Here is an 18118-nt window from a genome sequence, read left to right as displayed (position 1 = left end):
TCTGTCGGGCCGAACGTCGGGCTAGCCCTGGTCGTCGGACGCCGACTTGGTCCGCAGCTGCGCACGGTTGGTGGCGAACTGTCCCCGGTAGTCGGTCGCGGTCACGCCGAAATGCGCCTTGAACCGCCGCGCGAAGTAGTTCTGGTCGGGCCACCCCACCGAGCGGCCGATCTGCGTCACCGGCTCGTCGGTGTCGAGCAGCAACTCGGCGGCCTTCTCCACCCGGTGCCGGGCCAGGTAGGCCATCGGCGGCAGGCCGGTGGCCGATTTGAACAGCCGAACCAGGTAACCGGAGGTCAGGTGCAGTTCGTCGGCCAGCTCGGCCAGCGTCCACGGATGCGCGGGGCGTTCCTCGAGCAGCCGCATGGCGTTGAGCACCGCGCTGTGCGTGGGGCCGGCCGGCTCGCCCTCGCGTGCCGCCCGCGCCACGACGCTGAGCGCCAGCGTGAGGCGCGCGAGCATGTCGCCGCGGTGGGTCAGCGACGACTCCGAACCGAGCTCGGCCAACGCGTCCAGATGATCGACGCACTCGGTGAGCCGGGGGTCGGTCAGCAGCGCGTTGAGCACCCCGCGGCGCTGCATCGCCATCGGCCCGGTCCAGAGCAGGTAGCCCAACCCCGGGTCCTCCCGGCACCAGGCCAGCTCGCGGTTGAGGATCTCCGGCCCGAAGCACAGGTTGTAGAGCCGCAAGTCGCGGCACTCCTCGTAGCTGTGCCACACGCCCGGCCGTAACACCACGACGTCACCGCGGCGCAGCGGATCGCGGCCGGCCGGGGTCACGTGCACACCCTCGCCGTTCAGGACGAACGCGAGCTCGAAAAAACTATGCGTGTGCGTCTTCTGCACCGTGGTGTGGAGGTATCGCAGGGCCCGCGCCTGGGCGCCCTCGCGCAGGTAGAGGAGCCCGCCTTTGCTCTCGCCCACCGGGTCGACACGCATGGCGGAACGCTACCGCGAGGCGGCGCGAAAGTTAATTTCGTGCTACCCCGGGCGCATCGAAGGCTATCGACGGCCCTGCGCCGTAGCGCATGCTTCCTGGCCAAGACCGGTCAATGAACCGTTTCAATTCGTCACTCCGCCAACGTCGTTCCGGAGGTGAGGCCATGCCCGCGCACACGCGTACCCGGCCCCCAGTGCAGGCGCCCGCCGCCGATCCGCCGCCCCGAGCCCCGAAGAAGCCCCGCCGGAACCAACTCTGGTTCTTCCTCGTCCCGGCGATCGCGCTCTACGCGTTCGTCGTCCTGATCCCGAGCGGACGCGGCGCGCTGCTCGCGTTCACCGACTGGGACGGGCTGAGCCCCGAGCGCGCCTGGATCGGCTTCGACAACTTCACCGCGATCCTCGACGACGCCGACGCCCGCGCCGCCGTCGGCCAGACGCTGCTGGTGGCGGTCGCGATCACGATCATCCAGAACGCGGTCGGCCTGCTCCTGGCGCTCGGCGTCAACTCGCGGATCAAGAGCCGCAACGTCCTGCGCGTCTTCCTGTTCGCGCCGGCCGTCATGACGCCGGTCGTGGTCGGCGCGCTCTGGAAGAACCTGCTGGCCCCGGACGGCGCGGTGAACTGGGCCCTCGACACGGTCGGTCTGAGCGGCCTGAAGCAGGACTGGCTCGGCGACCCGAACGTCGCGATCTGGTCGGTCGTCGGCGTGGTCGTCTGGCAGTTCGCCGGCTACTCGATGGTGATCTTCCTGGCCGGACTGCAGGGCATCCCGCAGGACATCCACGAGGCCGCCGAGGTCGACGGCGCCGGCCCGGTCCGCCGCTTCCGCCACGTGATCTTCCCGCTGCTCGCACCGGCCACGACGATCAACCTGATGCTGTCGATCATCGGCGGCCTCAAGCTGTTCGACCAGGTCTGGGTGATGACCGGCGGCGGCCCCGGCCACTCCAGCGAGACGCTCTCGACGCTCATCTACAAGGACGCGTTCCAGTTCGGCGAGTTCGCCTACAGCATCGCGCTCGCGGTCATCCTCACGATCTTCGTCGCGATCATCTCCAGCGGCCAGTACTGGCTGCTCCGCCGCCAAGAGGAGTCGACCCGATGAGGTCCTACGGCTGGCGGACGTTCGCGCTGGAGTTCGTGATGCTCGCCGTCACGGTCGCGTTCGCGTTCCCGCTCTACGTGCTGGTCAACCTGTCGCTGCGCGACCCGCGGGACACCGCGTCCGCGGCCAGCCTCACCACGTCACCCACCGGCCGGAACTACGCCGACGCCTGGTCGCAGGCCGGCCTCGGCGGGGCGATCGCGAACAGCGCACTGGTGACGATCGCCAGCGTGGTGATCATCGTGCTTGTCTCCGCGCTGGCCGCCTACCCGCTCGCGCGCTCGACCGCCGCCTGGTCCCGCGCCACGTTCCTGCTGGTCATGCTCGGTCTGCTGCTGCCGTTCCAGCTCGCGCTGCTGCCGCTGTACCAGACGATCCGCGACCTGCACCTGCTCGGGACGCCCTGGGCGCTGGTGCTGTTCTACAGCGGCCTCCAGGTGCCGTTCGCGACGTTCCTGTACGTCGGGTTCCTGCGGGCGCTCCCCCGCGACTACGAGGAGGCCGCGCTGCTCGACGGCTGCTCGCCGTTCCAGGCGTTCCGCAGCGTCGTGTTCCCGCTGCTGCGCCCGATCACCGGCACCGTCGTGATCCTCAACGCGGTGCTGGTCTGGAACGACTTCCTCACCCCGCTGCTCTACCTGAGCGGCAGCACCCAGCAGACGATCCCGGTCGCGATCTTCGGCTTCCTCGGCCAGTACAGCTCGCAGTGGGAGCTGGTCTTCGCGGGCCTGGTCGTCGGCTCGATCCCGATCCTCATCGTCTATTTCGCCATGCAACGCCACATCATCAAGGGCTTCGCCGGAGGGCTGAAGGGTTGATCATGCTGACCCCGTACGCACTGAGTACTGACGGCCGCACCACGCCGCTGGGCGTCGACGAGCGAACCCCGTTGCTGTCCTGGCGCCTGCGGTCCGACCGCGACGCCGACGCGCAGACCGCCTACCGCATCGAGGTCACCACCGGCGGTGTCACCGCGTGGGACACCGGCCGGGTCGAGAGCGCGGAGAACAGCGCGATCGCCTACGACGGCCCGACGCTGCGGTCACGCACCCGCTACGACTGGCGGGTCACGGTCTGGGACGGTTCCGGGGAGGAGGCCGGCGCCGCGGAGTCGTGGTTCGAGACCGCGATCCTGCACGCCGACGAGTGGGTCGGCACCTGGATCGCCCGCGACCCGAACGTCCACCCGCCGTTCGACCCCCCGGTCGTCGACGATCTGACCGACCGGGTGCGTCACCTGCCGGCACCGCCGCACCTGCGCCGGTCGTTCACGCTCCCCGCGAAGCCGGTGCGCGCCCGGCTCCACGCCACCGCGCGCGGCGTCTACGAGCCCCGCCTGAACGGCGCGAAGGTCGGCGACCGGGAGCTCGCCCCCGGCTGGACCGAGTACCGCACCCGGGTGCTGTACCAGACCTACGACGTCACCGACGCGCTCACCGCGGGCGAGAACGTGCTGGGCGCGGTCCTCGTCGACGGCTGGTACGCCGGCTTCATCGGGTTCGACAGCAGGCACCAGGCCCAGCACTACGGCGACGCTCCGCAGTTCCTCGCGCAGCTGCACGTGGAGTTCGCCGACGGCTCCACGCGCACGATCGCCACCGACGCCGACTGGGTCGAGCGGCCGGGCGCGATCCGCTACGCCGACCAGCTGATGGGTCAGTACGAGGACGGGTCCCGGGAGCTGACCGGCTGGGACGCCCCGGGCTACGACGCGAGCGACTGGACGCCGGTGGTGATCGCCGACACCGCCCCCGGCACCCTGGTCGCCGAGCCGGACGAGCCGGTACGCGTCACCGAGGAGCTCACCGCCGTCTCGGTGACCGCGATCGGCGCCGACCGCCACCTGGTGGACTTCGGTCAGAACATGGTCGGCCGGGTGCGGCTGACGGTCCGGGGCGCCGAACCCGGCCGGCGGATCGTGCTGCGCCACGCCGAGGTGCTCGCCGACGGCGAGCTCTACCGGGAGAACCTTCGTACGGCCGAGGCGACCGACGTCTACCTGACCGCGGGCGGTGCCACCGAGGTGTTCGAACCCCGGTTCACCTTCCACGGCTTCCGGTACGTCGAGGTCACCGGCTATCCCGGCGTGCTGGCCGGCAAGGACGTCGTCGGCCGGGTGCTGCACAGCGACACCCCGTTCACCGGGCACTTCGAGTGCGACGACGAGACGGTCAACCAGCTCTACCGCAACATCCGCTGGGGCCAGCGCGGCAACTGGGTGTCGGTGCCGACCGACTGCCCGCAGCGCGACGAGCGGCTGGGCTGGCTCGCCGACGCCCAGATCTTCGCGCCGACCGCGACTCGCAACGCCGACGTGCAGGCGTTCTTCGCCCGCTGGCTGGCCGACGTGCGCGCGGCCGCCACGCCGGAGGGCGCGTTCCCGGACATCGCGCCGAAGGTCGCCATGCTCACCGAGGGCGCGCCGGCCTGGGGCGACGGCGGCGTCATCATCCCCTGGCTGCTCTACCGGATCTACGGCGACGTGCGGACGCTCGAGCGCTCGTTCGGCTCGATGGTGGCCTGGATCGAACACGTCCACCGGCACAACCCGGACCTGATCTGGCGTCACCGCACGGGCAACAACTACGGCGACTGGCTCCAGGTCGACGCGGAGACCCCGCGTGATCTGCTGGCCACGGCGTACTTCGCGCAGAGCGTCGCGCTCGTCGGCGCCGCGGCCCGCGCCCTCGGCGTGGACGCGCAGCCGTACGAGGACCTGCACGGCCGCATCCGGGCCGCCTTCCAGAACGAGTTCGTCGAGGACGACGGCCGGGTCGAAGGCGACACCCAGACCGGCTACCTGCTCGCGCTCGCGTTCGACCTGCTGCCGCCGGCGCTCGTCGACAGGGCGTTCCACCGGCTCGCCGCCGACGTCGAGAAGCGCGACAACCATCTGACCACCGGTTTCGTCGGGGTCGCGCTGCTCTGCCCGGTGCTCACGAAGCACGGCCGGGCCGACCTGGCCTACGCGCTGCTGCACCAGGACACCTACCCGTCCTGGGGGTACTCGATCGCGCACGGCGCCACCACGATCTGGGAGCGCTGGGACGGCTGGACCACCGAGCGTGGTTTCCAGGCGGCCGAGATGAACTCGTTCAACCACTACAGCCTGGGCTCGATCGGCGACTGGCTCTTCGGCGGCGTCGCCGGGATCGAGCAGGCCCCGGGCTCGGTCGGCTACCGGGAACTCGAGCTACGCCCGGCCGTCGGTGGACGGCTGACCCGGGCCGGAGCGAGCCAGGAGACGATCCGCGGCCGGGTGGCGTCGAGCTGGCGGCTCGACGGCGACCAGGTCGTCGTCGACGTGGAAATTCCGCCGGGCTCGACCGCGAACCTGCACGTGCCCACCTCTGACCCCTCGTCCGTCCGCGACCGGTCCGGTTCGCCCGTGGCCGACCAGCTCCGGCTCAGCTCCGGCCGGTACCGATTCACCGCCACCCGATAACCCCCAAACCCCCATACGGGAGGACATCGATGTCCAGAAAGCGGACCCTCGCCACCGCTGTGGTCGCGGCGAGCCTCGCGCTTACCGCAGCGTGCTCCGGCGGAACGAACGCCGCCAACGAGAGCAGCGGCGGCGGCGACGCGTTGCGGATCGCGTCCGTCGCGACCGACCGCGTCGGCGTCGAAGCCTTGATCGCCGAGTTCAAGAAGAGCAATCCGGACGTCGAGATCACCACGTCGTTCGCCGACACCGACCAGTACCAGGGCACGCTGCGTACCCAGCTGGCCAGCGGCACCGCACCGGACGTGTTCTTCGCCTGGCCGGGCAACGGCAACCCGGGCTCGATCGAGGTGCTGGCCCCGACCGGCTACATCGAGGACCTGTCCGACCGCCCGTGGGTCAAGGACATCCCGGACGGCATCAAGCCGGTCACCGTGGTCAAGGACAAGACCTACGTCGTCCCGCTGACCTTCGCCGGCATCGGCGCCCTCTACAACAAGAAGGCGCTTGCCGACGTCGGCGGCACCGAGCCGAAGACCTGGACGGAGATGCTGACGCTCTGCGCCACCGCCAAGTCCAAGGGCAAGGCCCTGTTCGCGCTGGGCAACCAGACGAACTGGGTCACTCAGCTGGCCGACTACGCGCTGGCCGCGACGCTCGTCTACGGCAAGACGCCGGACTTCGCCCAGCAGATGACCGACGGCAAGGCCACGTTCGCGGGCTCGGCCTGGAAGACCGCGCTCGATCAGTATCTGGAGATGAACAAGAAGGGCTGCTTCTCGGCCAACCCGCTCGGCACCTCGATCGAGAACGCGATCTCGCAGGTCGCGTCGGGCAAGTCGGTCGGCATGATCCATGTGACCTCGGGGCTCAACCAGCTGCAGTCCGAGGCCCCGAGCGGCACCGAGTTCGGCATGTTCGCGGTGCCGGCGACCGACAACGCGGCCGACACCCAGATGCCGGGCGCGGCGGGCGGTTCCTACTCGGTGAACGCGAAGGCCAAGAACAAGGACCTCGCGCTCAAGTTCATCGACTTCCTGGGTACGCCCGCGGCGATCAACATCTACGCGAAGGAGACCGGCAACCTGCCGGGCATCCCGAACGACCAGTTCCAGGCCGACCCGGCGCTGCAGCCGCTCGTCGACGCGCAGAAGGCCGGTAAGACGGTGCCGTTCATGGACCAGCTCTGGCCGAACCCGAAGGTGCAGAACGTGCACTTCGCGGCGATCCAGGACATGTTCTCCGGCAAAGCGACCCCGGACGAGGTCCTGACCCGGATGGACGAGGCCTACAAGTCCAACTGACGCGAACAACAAGGCGGGGCGGCCCAGATGGGTCGTCCCGCCGTTTTATTACTGTGCCGTGGTCAGTGGGTGGTGAGCTCCAACGCCCAGCGCATTCGCTCCGCCGCCACCTCGGGGTGCTCGCCGTATTCGGCCGCGAGCCAGCAGGCGCAGCCGGTCGGGCCGCCGAAGCTCCGCAGACTGTCGTCGATCGCTGCTTCCACCTCGGCGGGCGTCGGGCGCTCGGAGGGCTGCAGCGGACTGACGAACAATGCCTCAGCCGCCACTGCAAGCGACATGTAGATCACTCCTTTCTCTCGACTCGAACATCCATTCCTACCTCATTCCTACCCAAACAACGCCTCTAACTCGCGTGAGACTCGCATTCCTTTAAGCTGCTCGACCGGAGGTGGCGCGTGACCGGTCCCGATCAGTTCCCCCAATTCCCACCTGGCTTCGTCTGGGGAGTGGCCACCGCCTCGTACCAGATCGAGGGAGCGGTCACCGAAGACGGCCGCGGCCCCTCGGTGTGGGACACGTTCAGCCACACACCCGGTAGAACGCACGACGGCGACACCGGTGACGTCGCGGACGACCATTACCACCGGTATCCGGAAGATCTCGATCTGATGGCCGGTCTGGGCGTGAACGCCTACCGCTTCTCGATCGCCTGGCCGCGTATCCAGCCCACCGGCGAAGGTCCGGTGAACCCCGCCGGGCTGGCGTTCTACGACCGGCTGGTCGACGCGATGCTCGCCAAGGGCATCACCCCGGCCGCCACGCTCTACCACTGGGACCTTCCGCAGGCGCTGGAAGACAAGGGCGGTTGGACGCAGCGCGACATCCCCCACTACTTCGCCGAGTACACCGCAGCGGTCGCCGACAAACTCGGCGACCGGGTCGGTCTTTGGTGCACGCTCAACGAACCGTTCATCGTGACCGCCTTCGGCTACGTGCTGGGCGTCCACGCGCCCGGCCGGCAGTTGTTCACGGACGCGTTCGCGGTCGCCCACCACCAATTGCTCGGGCACGGTCTGGCGGTCGAGGCCCTGCGCGCCGCGAACGTCACCGGCACGATCGGTGTGGTCAACGCATTGGCGCCGGTGCACCCCGATTCCGACGATCCGGCCGATCACGTCGCCGCGGGCATCCTCGACACGTTGATGAACCGCACCTATACCGATCCGCTGCTGCTGGGCCGCTATCCCGAGGAGACGCCGGCCGTCTATGCGGGGGCCGATCTCTCGGTCGTGAAGGACGGCGACCTTTCGACGATCTCGACCCCGATCGACTTCTTCGGCGTCAATTTCTACAACCCGCACCGGGTGCGGGCCGCGGCGCCGGAGCAGTTCGGCACTGGGCCATTGAACTTCGAAACCGTCGAATACCCGGGCGTACCGACTACCGCAATGGGCTGGCCGGTCGTCCCGGAGGCATTCACCGAGCTGCTCACCGGCTTGCACGAGCGTTACGGAGAGAAGCTTCCGCCGATCTACATCACCGAGAACGGCGCCGCCTACGACGACGAGCCCGGTCCCGACGGCCGGGTCCGGGACGACGACCGGATCGCGTATCTGGACCGCCATTTGCGCGCGGTGCACGCGGCGATGGCGGCCGGAGCCGACGTCCGCGGGTATTTCTGCTGGTCGTTCCTCGACAATTTCGAATGGGCCGAGGGGTACCAGAAGCGGTTCGGGCTCGTTCGCGTCGACTACGAGACGCTGGAGCGGACACCCAAAGCGTCCTACGACTGGTACCGGTCGGTGATCGCCCTAGCGGCGGCGGTGGGTCCTTAGGTACAGGTGCAGGTCCTCGTAGCTGCCGTCGGACGGGCCGGCGGCCGCACGGGCCAGGTCCAGCCAGGTGCCGACGCTCGGCCGCACGCGCTTGATCGCCGCGACCAGGTCGGCCGCCTCGATCGGGCGGGCCTGCCCGCGCCGCAGCGAGTCCGACAGCGCGGAATCCGCGGCGCTCTCCACCACCCGGCGTAGGTCGGCGGCGGAGTACCCCGCTGCCGCCTCGGCGACCTCGGTGAGGTCGAAGTCGGCGATCATCCGGTCACGCAGCTGGAACCGCAGGATCGCGGTGCGCGCCACGGCGTCGGGCGGTGCGACGAGCACCATCCGGTCGAGCCGCCCCGCCCGGCGCAGCGCCGGGTCGAGGTCCCACGGACGGGTCGTGGAGGCCAGCACGAAGACGCCGGAGTCGGCGCGGTTGAGCGAATCGAGCTCGAACAGCAGCTGGTTGACGACCGCGCGCAGCGTGCTCGGGTTCTGCAGCCGCGACCGTTTCGGGCCGATACCGTCGACGTCGTCGAGAAACAGCACGCACGGCGCGCTGCGACGAGCGGTGGCGAAGACCGCGTGCATCCGGCGTTCGGCGGCCGGGTTCGACGCCAGCAGCTCGGCCGTCGGCGCCGGTCGGTCGAGCAGGTCGGCGCGCCCGACCCGGTAGAAGTTGGCCTGGAGCTCGCCGGCGATGGCTCGCGCGACGAACGCCTTGCCGCACCCGGGCGGGCCGTAGAGCAGCAGGCCACCGGTGGTGCGCTTACCGAAAGCGCGGGCGAGCGCGGGGTTGCGGATCGGGGCGATGGCCCGCTCGATCCGCTCCTTCGCGTCCGGGTTCCCGGCGACGTCGGCCAGCGACAGGTCGGTGAACACGAGGCCGTCGACGTCACCCTCGCCGACCGGGTCGGGCAGCCCGTCGTCGACCCGGCCCACCTCGGGCAGATCCTGCACCTGCGCCTCGGCCGCGTCCCAGTCGAACCCGGAACGACCGACCATCGCCGGATCCGCGCTCGGGCGGTCAGCGGCCACCCGGCTGCCCGGGCGGGCGGCTCCGAGCTCGGCCGACGCCCGGCGCAGCAGCGCGATCGCCTCCTCGTTGGCCGGGTCGGACCGCAGCACCGTCGAGCAGTGCTCGAGGGCCTCGGCGGCCCGCCCGCGATCCAGCAGGAGACCGGCGACGTGCAGCCGTAACGGGATGTCGCCCGCGGCCGCGGCGACTGCAGCCAGCAGGCTGGCCAGGAGCGGATCCTCCTCTGCCGGTCGCATGCGCGAAGAGTATCGGCCCGGCCTGAGCGCCGCCCCGTGACGCCGCATAGCTCACATCAGTTCCACCCGAACAGTTGATGCTCACATGAGAACGAGCGCGACCGCCGTTGCGGCCAGGCCCTCCCCGCGGCCGGTGAAGCCCAGACCGTCGGTGGTCGTCGCGGAGATCGAGACCGGAGCGCCGATCGCCATCGCGAGCGCCTGCTCGGCCTCGGCCCGGCGCGTACCGATCCGCGGTGCCCCCCCGATCAGCTGGATCGCGACGTTCCCGATCAGAAATCCGGCGGCACGCACCCGCTTGGCGGTCTCGGTGAGCAGCGCGACGCCCGCCGCGTTCGCCCACTCGGGCCGGTCGGTGCCGTAGTTGCTCCCGAGGTCACCGAGCCCGGCCGCGGAGAGCAACGCGTCGCACGCGGCGTGCGCGGCGACGTCGCCGTCCGAGTGGCCGGCCAGGCCGGGTTGGCCCGGCCACTGCACACCGGCCACCCAGCACTCGCGCCCCTCGTCGTACGCGTGGACGTCGTTCCCGATCCCGACGCGGGGCAGCCGCGGCGCGGGCTCGTCGACGAGAAGCGGGGCGCCGGCCGGAGCGGGGCTGATCGGCGCCGGGCTGACCGGGGCCGGGAGCTCGGACCCCAGCTGGACTCCCCCGAGATCGGGCACGGTGGGAACGGCGGGCGGCGGCTCAGGTGTGATCGTCACGCCTGCGAGCCTGCCACGCTCCGCTCGGCCGCCAGTACCGCATCAGCGATGACGAGATCGAACGGGCGCGTCACCTTCAACGCCGACGCGTGCCCGGGGACGGTGTGCACCGGCAGACCGAGCCGCTCGACCAGCCCGGCGTCGTCGGTCAAGGAGTCCTCGCAGGAGGCGTGCGCCTCGGCCAGCACCGACCGCGCGAAGCCCTGCGGCGTCTGTACCAACCGGAGTCGTTCACGGTCGATCGTGGACGATGCGCCGCCGTCCTCGCCGAGCTGGCGGACGGTGTCGACGACCGGTAGCACCGGGACGACGGCCGGGTGCCCGGCGCGAACCGCCGCGGCGACGGCGTCGGCGAGCTCCGGCGGTGCCAGTGCCCGCGCCGCGTCGTGCACCAGGACGACGTCGCAGTGGGCCGGCGCGGCCGCCAGCGCGGCCGCCACCGAGGCCTGCCGGGTGCCACCGCCTTCGACGACCACCAGCTCCGCGGTGAGCACCACCGGAGCGAGCAGTTCGCGCACGGTCTCGGCGGCGCCGGGCGGAGCGGCGACGACCACGGCCGCCACGCTGTTCGCCGCGGCCAGCCGCCGCACGGCGTGCACCACGAGCGGTTCCCCGCCGAGGTGCCGAAGAGATTTGGGGGCCCCGGGACCAAGACGCTCGCCCCGGCCGGCAGCCGGGACGAGCGCAACGGTGTCCTGCTGTATGTCCAAATTAGGACTTAAGACGCAAGGACCTTGTCGAGCAGCAGCTCGGCGTCGTCCTTACCGGTTCCCTCGGCGAGGGCGAGTTCGCCGACGAGGATGTCCCGAGCCTTGGCGAGCATGCGCTTCTCTCCGGCGGAGAGGCCGCGCTCCCGGTCCCGACGCCACAGGTCGCGGACAACCTCGGCAACCTTGTTCACGTCGCCGGAGGCGAGCTTCTCGAGGTTGGCCTTGTAGCGACGCGACCAGTTGGTCGGCTCCTCGGTGTGGGGAGCGCGGAGAACCTGGAAGACCCGGTCCAGACCCTCCTCGCCCACCACCTCACGCACACCGACGATTTCAGCGTTCTCAGCAGGGACGCGAACAGTGAGGTCGCCCTGCGCGACCTTCAACACGAGATACTGCTTTTCGACACCCTTGATCGTTCGGGTTTCGATGGCCTCGATGAGAGCGGCCCCGTGGTGGGGGTACACAACGGTCTCGCCGACGGTGAAAGTCATGAGTCGGAAACCCCTTTCGCTGTGTCAAGGATAACACGGCGTCACCGCGATCGGGCATGGTCTAGCCCACTGAAACCGCAGGTCAGGGGACGTGACAAAACTCTTGGAAGCTTGACACGCACGGCCCGTCCCTGATTCACGTGCTGGTCATCGTCGGTTGCCGGGCCCCGCACAAAGGACGGAACCGGGTTCCGGCGAGCCGGCCGTGTGAGATGGGCCGCAACCCTGAGAGCAGCCACGAAACCCCTGGTTGAAGACCCTGATCGGCAACACCGTTCACCCCTGACTACGGAATCCGTAGGTGCCGGTTCACAGGTCCAGCCGAACGGCCCACGAGTACCGACGCGAACGGCCGAGGTGGGAGCCCGACGCAACTTTTCCACCCCGTTTTGGGAGTGAGGTGGCGCACTGTCGACCCGTCGGTCACAGTAGAGGTCGAGCGTGGTGGAGGCGCCGATGAGCCGCCGACCTGGCAGTGACGATCCGGCCGACGGGGAGATCCGCGGCCTGCCTCCCGAGTGGGGCACCATCGTTGTTCCCGACGACCTGCGCGACCTTTCCAACGAGGTCGCCACCATCCAGGCCGAACTCGCCACCCACCGACCCCGCAGACGACGTAGCCGCTGGTTGGGGCGCCCCGGGCTGTCCGGCCCGCTCTGCGCGCTGATCCTCTTCCTGGTCGCCGCGATCGGCAGCCTGATGGTGATCGTCCTGCCCAAGCCCAGCCGCCCGCCGCGGCGGGAACCGCTCGCGAGCCCGAGCGTCGCGGTGGGGGTGGCCGGCGGGCTGGTGCCCGCGCTGTCGCTCAGCGGCGACGGTGGGCGCAACGCGTCGCTGCGCGAGTTCCGCCCCGCGGTGCTGCTGATCTCGCCGGCCGGGTGCACCACCTGCGCCGCGGTACGGAATCAGCTGGTGACGGCCACCGACGAAACCCAGCTCACCGTGGTGTGGGTGACCGAGAGTAAGCAGGCGATCACACTCATTCCCGGGCTCCCGACCGGTCGGTTGATCTCGCTCGCCGACCCCGCCGGCACCGCCAGAGCGTCGATCGCCGGCGTCTCGGCCACCGGGCCCAGCGCGGTACTCATCCGCACCGACGGGCGCATCAGACGCATCGAGGCGAACCTCGGCGACCCGTTCCAGCTCCGGCCCGAACTGGCCGCACTGGCGAACCGCTGACTCCGCTGAACCTTCGCCGCGCCTGGGCTCTGCTCCGAGCCTGCCATCCGGAACCGGCCGCGGCCGTGACGGCCGGCGTGACCGCGCTCGCCGCGGCCGCGGGCCGACCGGCCGCCGGGCTGGTCGCGGTGGCGCTCGCCGTGCTCTCCGGCCAACTGGCCACCGGGTGGAGCAACGATTGGCTCGACGCCGAGCGCGACGCGGCGGTGGGCCGCACCGACAAGCCGGTGGCCACCGGCGAGGTGTCCCGGTCCCTGGTGGGCACGGCCGCGGTCGTCGCCGGCCTGGCGTGCGTTCCGCTCTCGCTGCTCTCCGGCTGGCGCGCCGGCCTGGTGCACCTGGTCGCGGTGGCGTGCGCGCTGGCCTACAACGCCAGGTTGAAGGCCACCCCGTTCTCCGCGCTGCCGTACGCGCTCGCGTTCGCGGCGGCACCGGCCTTCGTGACGCTGGCCCGGCCCGGACACCCGTGGCCGCCGGCCTGGCTGCTGGTGGCGGGCGCCGCCCTGGGCGCCGGCGCGCATTTCGCCAACGTCCTGAGCGACCTCGACGACGACGCGGCGACCGGGATCCGGGGGGTGCCGCACCGGCTGGGCCGCCCCGCCGCCGAGGCCATCGCGGCCGGGCTGATGGCGCTGGTGGCGGTGCTGCTCACGGTCGGGCCACCCGGCCCGCCGACGCCGCTCGCCTGGAGCATCCTGGGCACGACCGCCGTGGTGCTCGGAGCGGGCGCGGCACTGGGGAGGCGCCGCGGCTCGCGGACGCTCTTCCGCGCGGTGCTGATCACCGCGCTCGGCGACGTGGTGCTGCTCCTGCTGAGCGGCTCGGCGCTCTGAGCTGCTGATCCGGTGTTGTCGGCGTGGCACGCCGACCCGATGCGCGGGCCTGAACCGGCCAGACACTACGCTATACCGGTCTACGCAACGTAGATACCTAGGTCTCACCTGAGGAAGGACGCAGCCGTGAGCCGCTGGACCACTCGGTCAGCCGGGGGCACCGGCCGTCGCGCCGGCACCCTGATCACGCTAGGTCTCGCCGGGGCGTTCGCGCTTACCGGCTGCAGCGCCGGACAGGTCGCCGAGACGGCGATCAAGGTCCCGGCGATCCCGGGCGTCGACGCCAAGGTCGGTGACATCGCGATCCGCAACGCGCTCATCGCGTTCCCGTCCGAGGGCTACGACTGGGCTTCCGGCAGCAGCGTTCCGCTGTCCGTGCGCCTGATCAACAACGGCAACACCGCCGACCGGCTGATCTCCGCCTCCAGTGACCTGTCGAGCTCGGTCGTGCTGCAGGTCGTCCCCGAGGGCGGTCAGGCCACCACCGCGCCGTCCGAGTCGCCGAGCGCCGCGGTCTCCGAGACCGTGTCGCCGTCGGCCGGCGCCACCACCGGCGGTGAGGCGACGCCGTCCGGCCCCGTCGTCACCGGTACGCCGGAGCCGACGCTGAGCAACGGGCAGCCCAGCCCGGCTCCGTCCCGCGGCACGCCGTCCCCGGTCGTGGATTCGCCGATCCCCACCGCCTCGCCCGGCGCCGCGCTCCCGCTCGACCTGCCCGCCCGCAAGCTCGTCGACCTCGAGGTCGGTGGCCCGCAGCTGGTGCTCACCGCGATCTCCGAGAAGATCGACCCGGCCACCGTGGTCGCGGTGACGCTGACGTTCGAGCGCGCCGGCGACGTCACGCTGCGGGTGCCGTTCGCGCCCCCGGGCACGCCGCTGCCGCGCGAGTCGGTGAGCCACGCCGGTGAGGACGCCGAGGGCGGCCACGAGTAGTCCGGCCTGATCGAGAACGGCGGGTGCCTCCGGCACCCGCCGTTTTTGTCACACGCCCCTCGTAGGGTTGCGCGCATGCCACCCCGCAACCGTGATCGGCCCGCCTACCGATGCACCGAGTGCGGCCTCACCGTCCCCAAGTGGGTCGGCCGCTGCCCCGAGTGCCAGGCCTGGGGAACGATCGACGAGGTCGGCGCAGGCCCGGTCGCGCTGCAGCAGGTCGGCCCCGGCCCGGTCACCACTCCCGCACGCCCGATCGGCGAGATCGACATCCGCGCGGCCAAGGCCCGCCCCACCGGGGTCGACGAGCTCGACCGGGTGCTCGGCGGTGGCCTGGTGCCCGGCGCGGTGCTGCTGCTGGCCGGCGAGCCCGGCGTCGGCAAGTCCACGTTGCTGCTGGAGGTCGCCCACCGCTACGCCGCCGGTGGCGGGGCGCCCGCGCTCGTCGTCACCGGTGAGGAGTCCGCGGCCCAGGTGCGGCTGCGTGCCGACCGCACCGACCGGGTGCACCCCGCGCTCTACCTGGCCGCCGAAACCGACCTGTCCGCGCTCCTGAGCCACGTCGAAGCGGTCTCCCCCGGTCTGTTGGTCGTCGATTCGGTGCAGACGATTTCGTCCCCGGCGCTCGACAGCGCGCCGGGCAGCGTCACCCAGGTCCGCGCCGTCACCGCGGCGCTCATCGCGTCGGCCAAGGCACGCAACATGGCCACGATCCTCGTCGGCCACGTCACCAAGGACGGCAACGTGGCCGGGCCGCGCGTCCTCGAGCACCTGGTCGACGTGGTGTTGCACTTCGAAGGCGAGCGGCACTCCACGCTGCGGCTGGTACGCGCGGTCAAGAACCGCTACGGCCCGTCCGACGAGGTCGGCTGCTTCGAGATGTTCGACGGCGGCATCCGGGGCCTGGCCGACCCGTCCGGCCTGTTCCTCACCCGGCACACCGAGGCCGTCCCCGGCACGTGCGTCGCGGTGCTGCTCGAGGGCGTCCGGCCACTGCTCGCGGAGGTGCAGGCGCTGGTCGCGCCGAGCAACCTGAACAATCCCCGCCGCGCGGTCAGCGGCCTGGATTCCGCCCGGGTCGCGATGGTGCTCGCGGTCACCGAGCGGCGGGGGCGGGTGCGGCTGTCGGAACGCGACGTCTACACCGCCACCGTGGGCGGAGCGAGGGTCACCGAGCCGGCCGGCGATCTCGCGGTCGCCCTGGCCGTGGCGTCCGCGGCGCGCGATTACGCGCTGCCGCCCGATCTGGTGGCGATCGGCGAGCTCGGCCTCTCCGGCGACGTGCGGCGGGTCGGCGCGGTCGAGCGGCGCCTGGCCGAAGCGGCGCGGCTGGGTTTCCGCCGCGCGCTGGTGCCCACCGGCTCGATCGAGCGGAAGCCGAAGGGCATCGCGGTCACCGAGGTCGACGACCTGCGGGCCGCGTTGGGGCATGCGTTCGCGGACAAGGTGCGTAGCCTGTCCGCAGCGGCTTCGGCACCGCCGGAGTGAGCCTTGCCTCGTGGAGGCACCCTGGATAGTCGGAAACCCGACATGGCGGCCCGCACGAGCCCACACCGCGTGCGGGGGTGTGGTCGCCGTAGACTGCCGGAGAACCAAAATGCCTGGAGGTACAGCCGTGGTGGGGACGGAGCGCGAGGAGCAGCTCCGGCAGACGCTCGCCCGGATCGCACCGGGTACCTCCCTGCGGGACGGGCTCGACCGGATCCTGCGCGGCAGCACCGGCGCGCTCATCGTCTTCGGACACGACAAGACCGTCGACGCCATCTCCACCGGCGGTTTCCCGCTGGACGTGGAGTTCACGCCGACCGGCCTGCGCGAGCTGGCGAAAATGGACGGTGCGCTGGTGCTGTCCAACGACGGTTCGCGCATCGTCCGGGCGGCGGTCCACCTGATGCCCGACGCGTCGATCCCGGCGATCGAGTCCGGCACCCGCCACCGCACCGCCGAGCGGGTGTCCCGGCAGACCGGGTTCCCGGTCATCTCGGTCAGCCAGTCGATGCGCATCATCGGCCTCTACGTCGGCGGCCTGCGCTACGTCCTCGACGAGACGTCGTCGATCCTCTCCAAGGCCAACCAGGCACTGGCCACGCTGGAACGCTACAAGCTCCGCCTGGACGAGGTCGCCGGCACGCTCTCGGCGCTGGAGATCGAAGACCTGGTCACGGTGCGCGACGCGATGTCGGTCACCCAGCGGCTGGAGATGGTCCGGCGCATCTCTGACGAGATCGCGGGGTACGTCATCGAGCTCGGCACCGACGGCCGCCTGCTCAAGCTCCAGCTCGACGAACTCATGGCCGGCGTCGACGCCGACCGCGAGCTGGTCATCCGCGACTACCTGCCCTCGGGGCGCCGCAACCGGTCGGTCGAGGAGGTCCTCGACGATCTCGACCGGCTGTCGGCCACCGAGCTGCTCGACCTCACGCTCGTCGCGCGGGGCGTCGGGTACCCGGCCACCGCCGACGCGCTCGAGGGCGCCGTCAGCCCGCGTGGTTACCGGCTGCTGGCCAAGGTGCCCCGGCTGCCCGGCGCGGTCATCGACCGGCTCGTCGAGCACTTCGGCGGCCTGCAGAAGCTGCTCGGCGCCACCGTCGACGACCTGCGCGCGGTGGAGGGCGTCGGCGACGCCAGGGCCCGCTCGGTGCGCGAAGGCCTCTCCCGCCTGGCCGAATCCTCGATCCTGGAGCGCTACGTCTAGGGGCTGACGGTGAACGCTGCCGGCTTGCTCTCCAGCGTTCCCAGCCGGGCCACCAGCTGGTACTTGCCGGGCTTCACCGGCGCCCCGGTCACGCAGTTCTTCGACGACGACGTGCCGCCCCACTTGATGAAGTAGTTGAGCGTCTCACCGGGCACGATCTTGCGGTCGACCTTGGCCGCGGAGGCGTCCGCGCGGGAGCTGCAGTCGTCCGAGGACCACACCTTCGTCGGGCCGGACAGGATCTTCAGCTCCTGCTCGTTGGAGCCCACGTCGCGGCGGCAGGCCGCGTTCGAAGTGTTCTTGACGGTCAGCTTCATCGACGCGAACTCACCGATGCGCACGGCTCCGTCGGACGGGACCGCGGTGACCGTCAGCGCCGAGTCCGGGCACGCGGCCGCCGCCGACGTCGAACCGCCGGCCGGCTGCTCGGGGGCCTCCGGGGCCGCGGTGGCCGAGTCCGGCGACTCCTGGCTCGGGGACGCGCCAGCCGAGCCGACGCCCGATTCACCGGGGTCGGTGGGGCTGGCACCGCCGGCCGGAGAGGCGGCACTGCTTTTGGGCACGCCGGCGATCTGCGCCTTGTCGCCACTCGATCCGCTCGTGATCAGGCACGACGCGGCAACGAGCAGGACCAGCAGCAACGGCACGAGGAGAAGCAGGCGCCGACGCCAGTAGACGCTGGATGGGTGGGGTCCGACCGTCCAGTTCATGGTGTCCGAACCGTATCGCCCCGCGGCTCGTCGCGT

General features: G+C 71.0%; 17 protein-coding genes. 10 read left to right on the top strand and 7 right to left on the bottom strand.

The window, feature by feature from the left end; translation table 11 throughout:
* Positions 1-21 precede the first annotated feature (21 nt).
* Positions 22-939: an AraC family transcriptional regulator gene (locus tag CRYAR_RS02170; protein WP_035848038.1), complete on the bottom strand. Its 918-nt coding sequence runs from the start codon at positions 937-939 to the stop codon at positions 22-24.
* A gap of 164 nt (positions 940-1103) precedes the next feature.
* Between CRYAR_RS02170 and CRYAR_RS02165 the strand changes: the two genes are divergently transcribed.
* Genes CRYAR_RS02165 through CRYAR_RS02150 form a run of 4 tightly spaced genes read left to right on the top strand, consistent with a single transcriptional unit; the run spans position 1104 to position 6797 of the window.
* Positions 1104-2048, top strand: coding sequence for a carbohydrate ABC transporter permease (locus CRYAR_RS02165; RefSeq protein WP_035848035.1), 945 nt, complete (start codon positions 1104-1106; stop codon positions 2046-2048).
* Complete coding sequence (locus CRYAR_RS02160; RefSeq protein ID WP_035848033.1) at positions 2045-2866, top strand: carbohydrate ABC transporter permease; 822 nt, start codon at positions 2045-2047, stop codon at positions 2864-2866. The genes CRYAR_RS02165 and CRYAR_RS02160 overlap by 4 nt, the downstream gene beginning before the upstream one ends.
* A 2-nt stretch (positions 2867-2868) precedes the next feature.
* Positions 2869-5493: an alpha-L-rhamnosidase gene (locus tag CRYAR_RS02155; protein WP_035848030.1), complete on the top strand. Its 2625-nt coding sequence runs from the start codon at positions 2869-2871 to the stop codon at positions 5491-5493.
* A 29-nt stretch (positions 5494-5522) separates the two neighbouring features.
* Positions 5523-6797: an ABC transporter substrate-binding protein gene (locus CRYAR_RS02150; protein ID WP_063725646.1), complete on the top strand. Its 1275-nt coding sequence runs from the start codon at positions 5523-5525 to the stop codon at positions 6795-6797.
* 62 nt (positions 6798-6859) lie between these two features.
* Here CRYAR_RS02150 and CRYAR_RS02145 read toward each other — a convergent pair whose 3' ends face one another.
* The gene (locus CRYAR_RS02145) at positions 6860-7075 is read right to left on the bottom strand and encodes a hypothetical protein (RefSeq protein ID WP_035860144.1); all 216 of its coding nucleotides are present in this window, start codon (positions 7073-7075) and stop codon (positions 6860-6862) included.
* Positions 7076-7192: 117 nt separating this feature from the next.
* Here CRYAR_RS02145 and CRYAR_RS02140 point away from each other — a divergent pair, with 117 nt between their 5' ends.
* Positions 7193-8572, top strand: a complete 1380-nt coding sequence (locus CRYAR_RS02140; RefSeq protein ID WP_051569615.1) for a GH1 family beta-glucosidase — start codon at positions 7193-7195, stop codon at positions 8570-8572.
* On the opposite strand, the gene CRYAR_RS02135 is transcribed toward CRYAR_RS02140, so the two are convergent.
* The 4 genes from CRYAR_RS02135 to CRYAR_RS02120 all read right to left on the bottom strand — a co-directional run bounded on the left by CRYAR_RS02135 (position 8549) and on the right by CRYAR_RS02120 (position 11732).
* Positions 8549-9829, bottom strand: coding sequence for an ATP-binding protein (locus tag CRYAR_RS02135; protein WP_035848023.1), 1281 nt, complete (start codon positions 9827-9829; stop codon positions 8549-8551). The two genes, CRYAR_RS02140 and CRYAR_RS02135, sit on opposite strands and share 24 nt — an antisense overlap.
* Before the next feature lie 81 nt (positions 9830-9910).
* Positions 9911-10429, bottom strand: a complete 519-nt coding sequence (gene ispF, locus CRYAR_RS02130) for a 2-C-methyl-D-erythritol 2,4-cyclodiphosphate synthase (RefSeq protein ID WP_157018551.1) — start codon at positions 10427-10429, stop codon at positions 9911-9913.
* Between the two features lie 98 nt (positions 10430-10527).
* Complete coding sequence (ispD, locus tag CRYAR_RS02125) at positions 10528-11241, bottom strand: 2-C-methyl-D-erythritol 4-phosphate cytidylyltransferase (RefSeq protein WP_035848021.1); 714 nt, start codon at positions 11239-11241, stop codon at positions 10528-10530.
* Between the two features lie 8 nt (positions 11242-11249).
* Positions 11250-11732 carry a CarD family transcriptional regulator gene (locus CRYAR_RS02120; protein ID WP_035848020.1) on the bottom strand — a complete coding sequence of 161 codons (483 nt, stop codon included), beginning with the start codon at positions 11730-11732 and terminating at the stop codon, positions 11250-11252.
* 456 nt (positions 11733-12188) lie between these two features.
* Between CRYAR_RS02120 and CRYAR_RS02115 the strand changes: the two genes are divergently transcribed.
* The 5 genes from CRYAR_RS02115 to disA all read left to right on the top strand — a co-directional run bounded on the left by CRYAR_RS02115 (position 12189) and on the right by disA (position 17372).
* Positions 12189-12911, top strand: a complete 723-nt coding sequence (locus CRYAR_RS02115; RefSeq protein ID WP_157017262.1) for a hypothetical protein — start codon at positions 12189-12191, stop codon at positions 12909-12911.
* A 5-nt stretch (positions 12912-12916) separates the two neighbouring features.
* Positions 12917-13744: a UbiA family prenyltransferase gene (locus CRYAR_RS02110; RefSeq protein WP_035848018.1), complete on the top strand. Its 828-nt coding sequence runs from the start codon at positions 12917-12919 to the stop codon at positions 13742-13744.
* A gap of 126 nt (positions 13745-13870) precedes the next feature.
* Positions 13871-14677 carry a copper chaperone PCu(A)C gene (locus tag CRYAR_RS02105; RefSeq protein ID WP_035848016.1) on the top strand — a complete coding sequence of 269 codons (807 nt, stop codon included), beginning with the start codon at positions 13871-13873 and terminating at the stop codon, positions 14675-14677.
* Positions 14678-14752: 75 nt separating this feature from the next.
* Entirely contained in the window at positions 14753-16165 is a 1413-nt protein-coding gene (gene radA, locus CRYAR_RS02100) for a DNA repair protein RadA (protein WP_035848014.1), read from the top strand.
* Between the two features lie 109 nt (positions 16166-16274).
* A complete protein-coding gene (gene disA, locus CRYAR_RS02095; RefSeq protein WP_051569614.1) occupies positions 16275-17372 on the top strand; it encodes a DNA integrity scanning diadenylate cyclase DisA in 1098 nt (365 codons plus the stop codon).
* Here the strand turns inward: disA and CRYAR_RS02090 are convergent.
* Positions 17369-18082, bottom strand: coding sequence for a hypothetical protein (locus tag CRYAR_RS02090; protein WP_157017260.1), 714 nt, complete (start codon positions 18080-18082; stop codon positions 17369-17371). The genes disA and CRYAR_RS02090 overlap by 4 nt on opposite strands.
* Between the last annotated feature and the right edge of the window lie 36 nt (positions 18083-18118).

Origin of the sequence: Cryptosporangium arvum DSM 44712 (assembly GCF_000585375.1) — a bacterium.
GTDB classification, from domain to species: Bacteria; Actinomycetota; Actinomycetes; order Mycobacteriales; family Cryptosporangiaceae; genus Cryptosporangium; species Cryptosporangium arvum.
The sequence above is the reverse complement of the archived record's forward strand: the minus strand, read 5'-3'. Positions and strand labels throughout refer to the sequence as shown.

Bases quoted from the DNA above. Each gene is read 5' to 3' on its own strand.
- CRYAR_RS02155 (WP_035848030.1), top strand. From the start codon at position 2,869: ATGCTGACCCCGTACGCACTGAGTACTGACGGCCGCACCACGCCGCTG.
- disA (WP_051569614.1), top strand. From the start codon at position 16,275: ATGCCTGGAGGTACAGCCGTGGTGGGGACGGAGCGCGAGGAGCAGCTC.
- CRYAR_RS02090 (WP_157017260.1), bottom strand. From the start codon at position 18,082: ATGAACTGGACGGTCGGACCCCACCCATCCAGCGTCTACTGGCGTCGG.
- CRYAR_RS02150 (WP_063725646.1), top strand. From the start codon at position 5,523: ATGTCCAGAAAGCGGACCCTCGCCACCGCTGTGGTCGCGGCGAGCCTC.
- CRYAR_RS02135 (WP_035848023.1), bottom strand. From the start codon at position 9,829: ATGCGACCGGCAGAGGAGGATCCGCTCCTGGCCAGCCTGCTGGCTGCA.
- CRYAR_RS02170 (WP_035848038.1), bottom strand. From the start codon at position 939: ATGCGTGTCGACCCGGTGGGCGAGAGCAAAGGCGGGCTCCTCTACCTG.
- CRYAR_RS02145 (WP_035860144.1), bottom strand. From the start codon at position 7,075: ATGTCGCTTGCAGTGGCGGCTGAGGCATTGTTCGTCAGTCCGCTGCAG.
- CRYAR_RS02120 (WP_035848020.1), bottom strand. From the start codon at position 11,732: ATGACTTTCACCGTCGGCGAGACCGTTGTGTACCCCCACCACGGGGCC.
- CRYAR_RS02115 (WP_157017262.1), top strand. From the start codon at position 12,189: ATGAGCCGCCGACCTGGCAGTGACGATCCGGCCGACGGGGAGATCCGC.
- CRYAR_RS02160 (WP_035848033.1), top strand. From the start codon at position 2,045: ATGAGGTCCTACGGCTGGCGGACGTTCGCGCTGGAGTTCGTGATGCTC.
- radA (WP_035848014.1), top strand. From the start codon at position 14,753: ATGCCACCCCGCAACCGTGATCGGCCCGCCTACCGATGCACCGAGTGC.
- CRYAR_RS02165 (WP_035848035.1), top strand. From the start codon at position 1,104: ATGCCCGCGCACACGCGTACCCGGCCCCCAGTGCAGGCGCCCGCCGCC.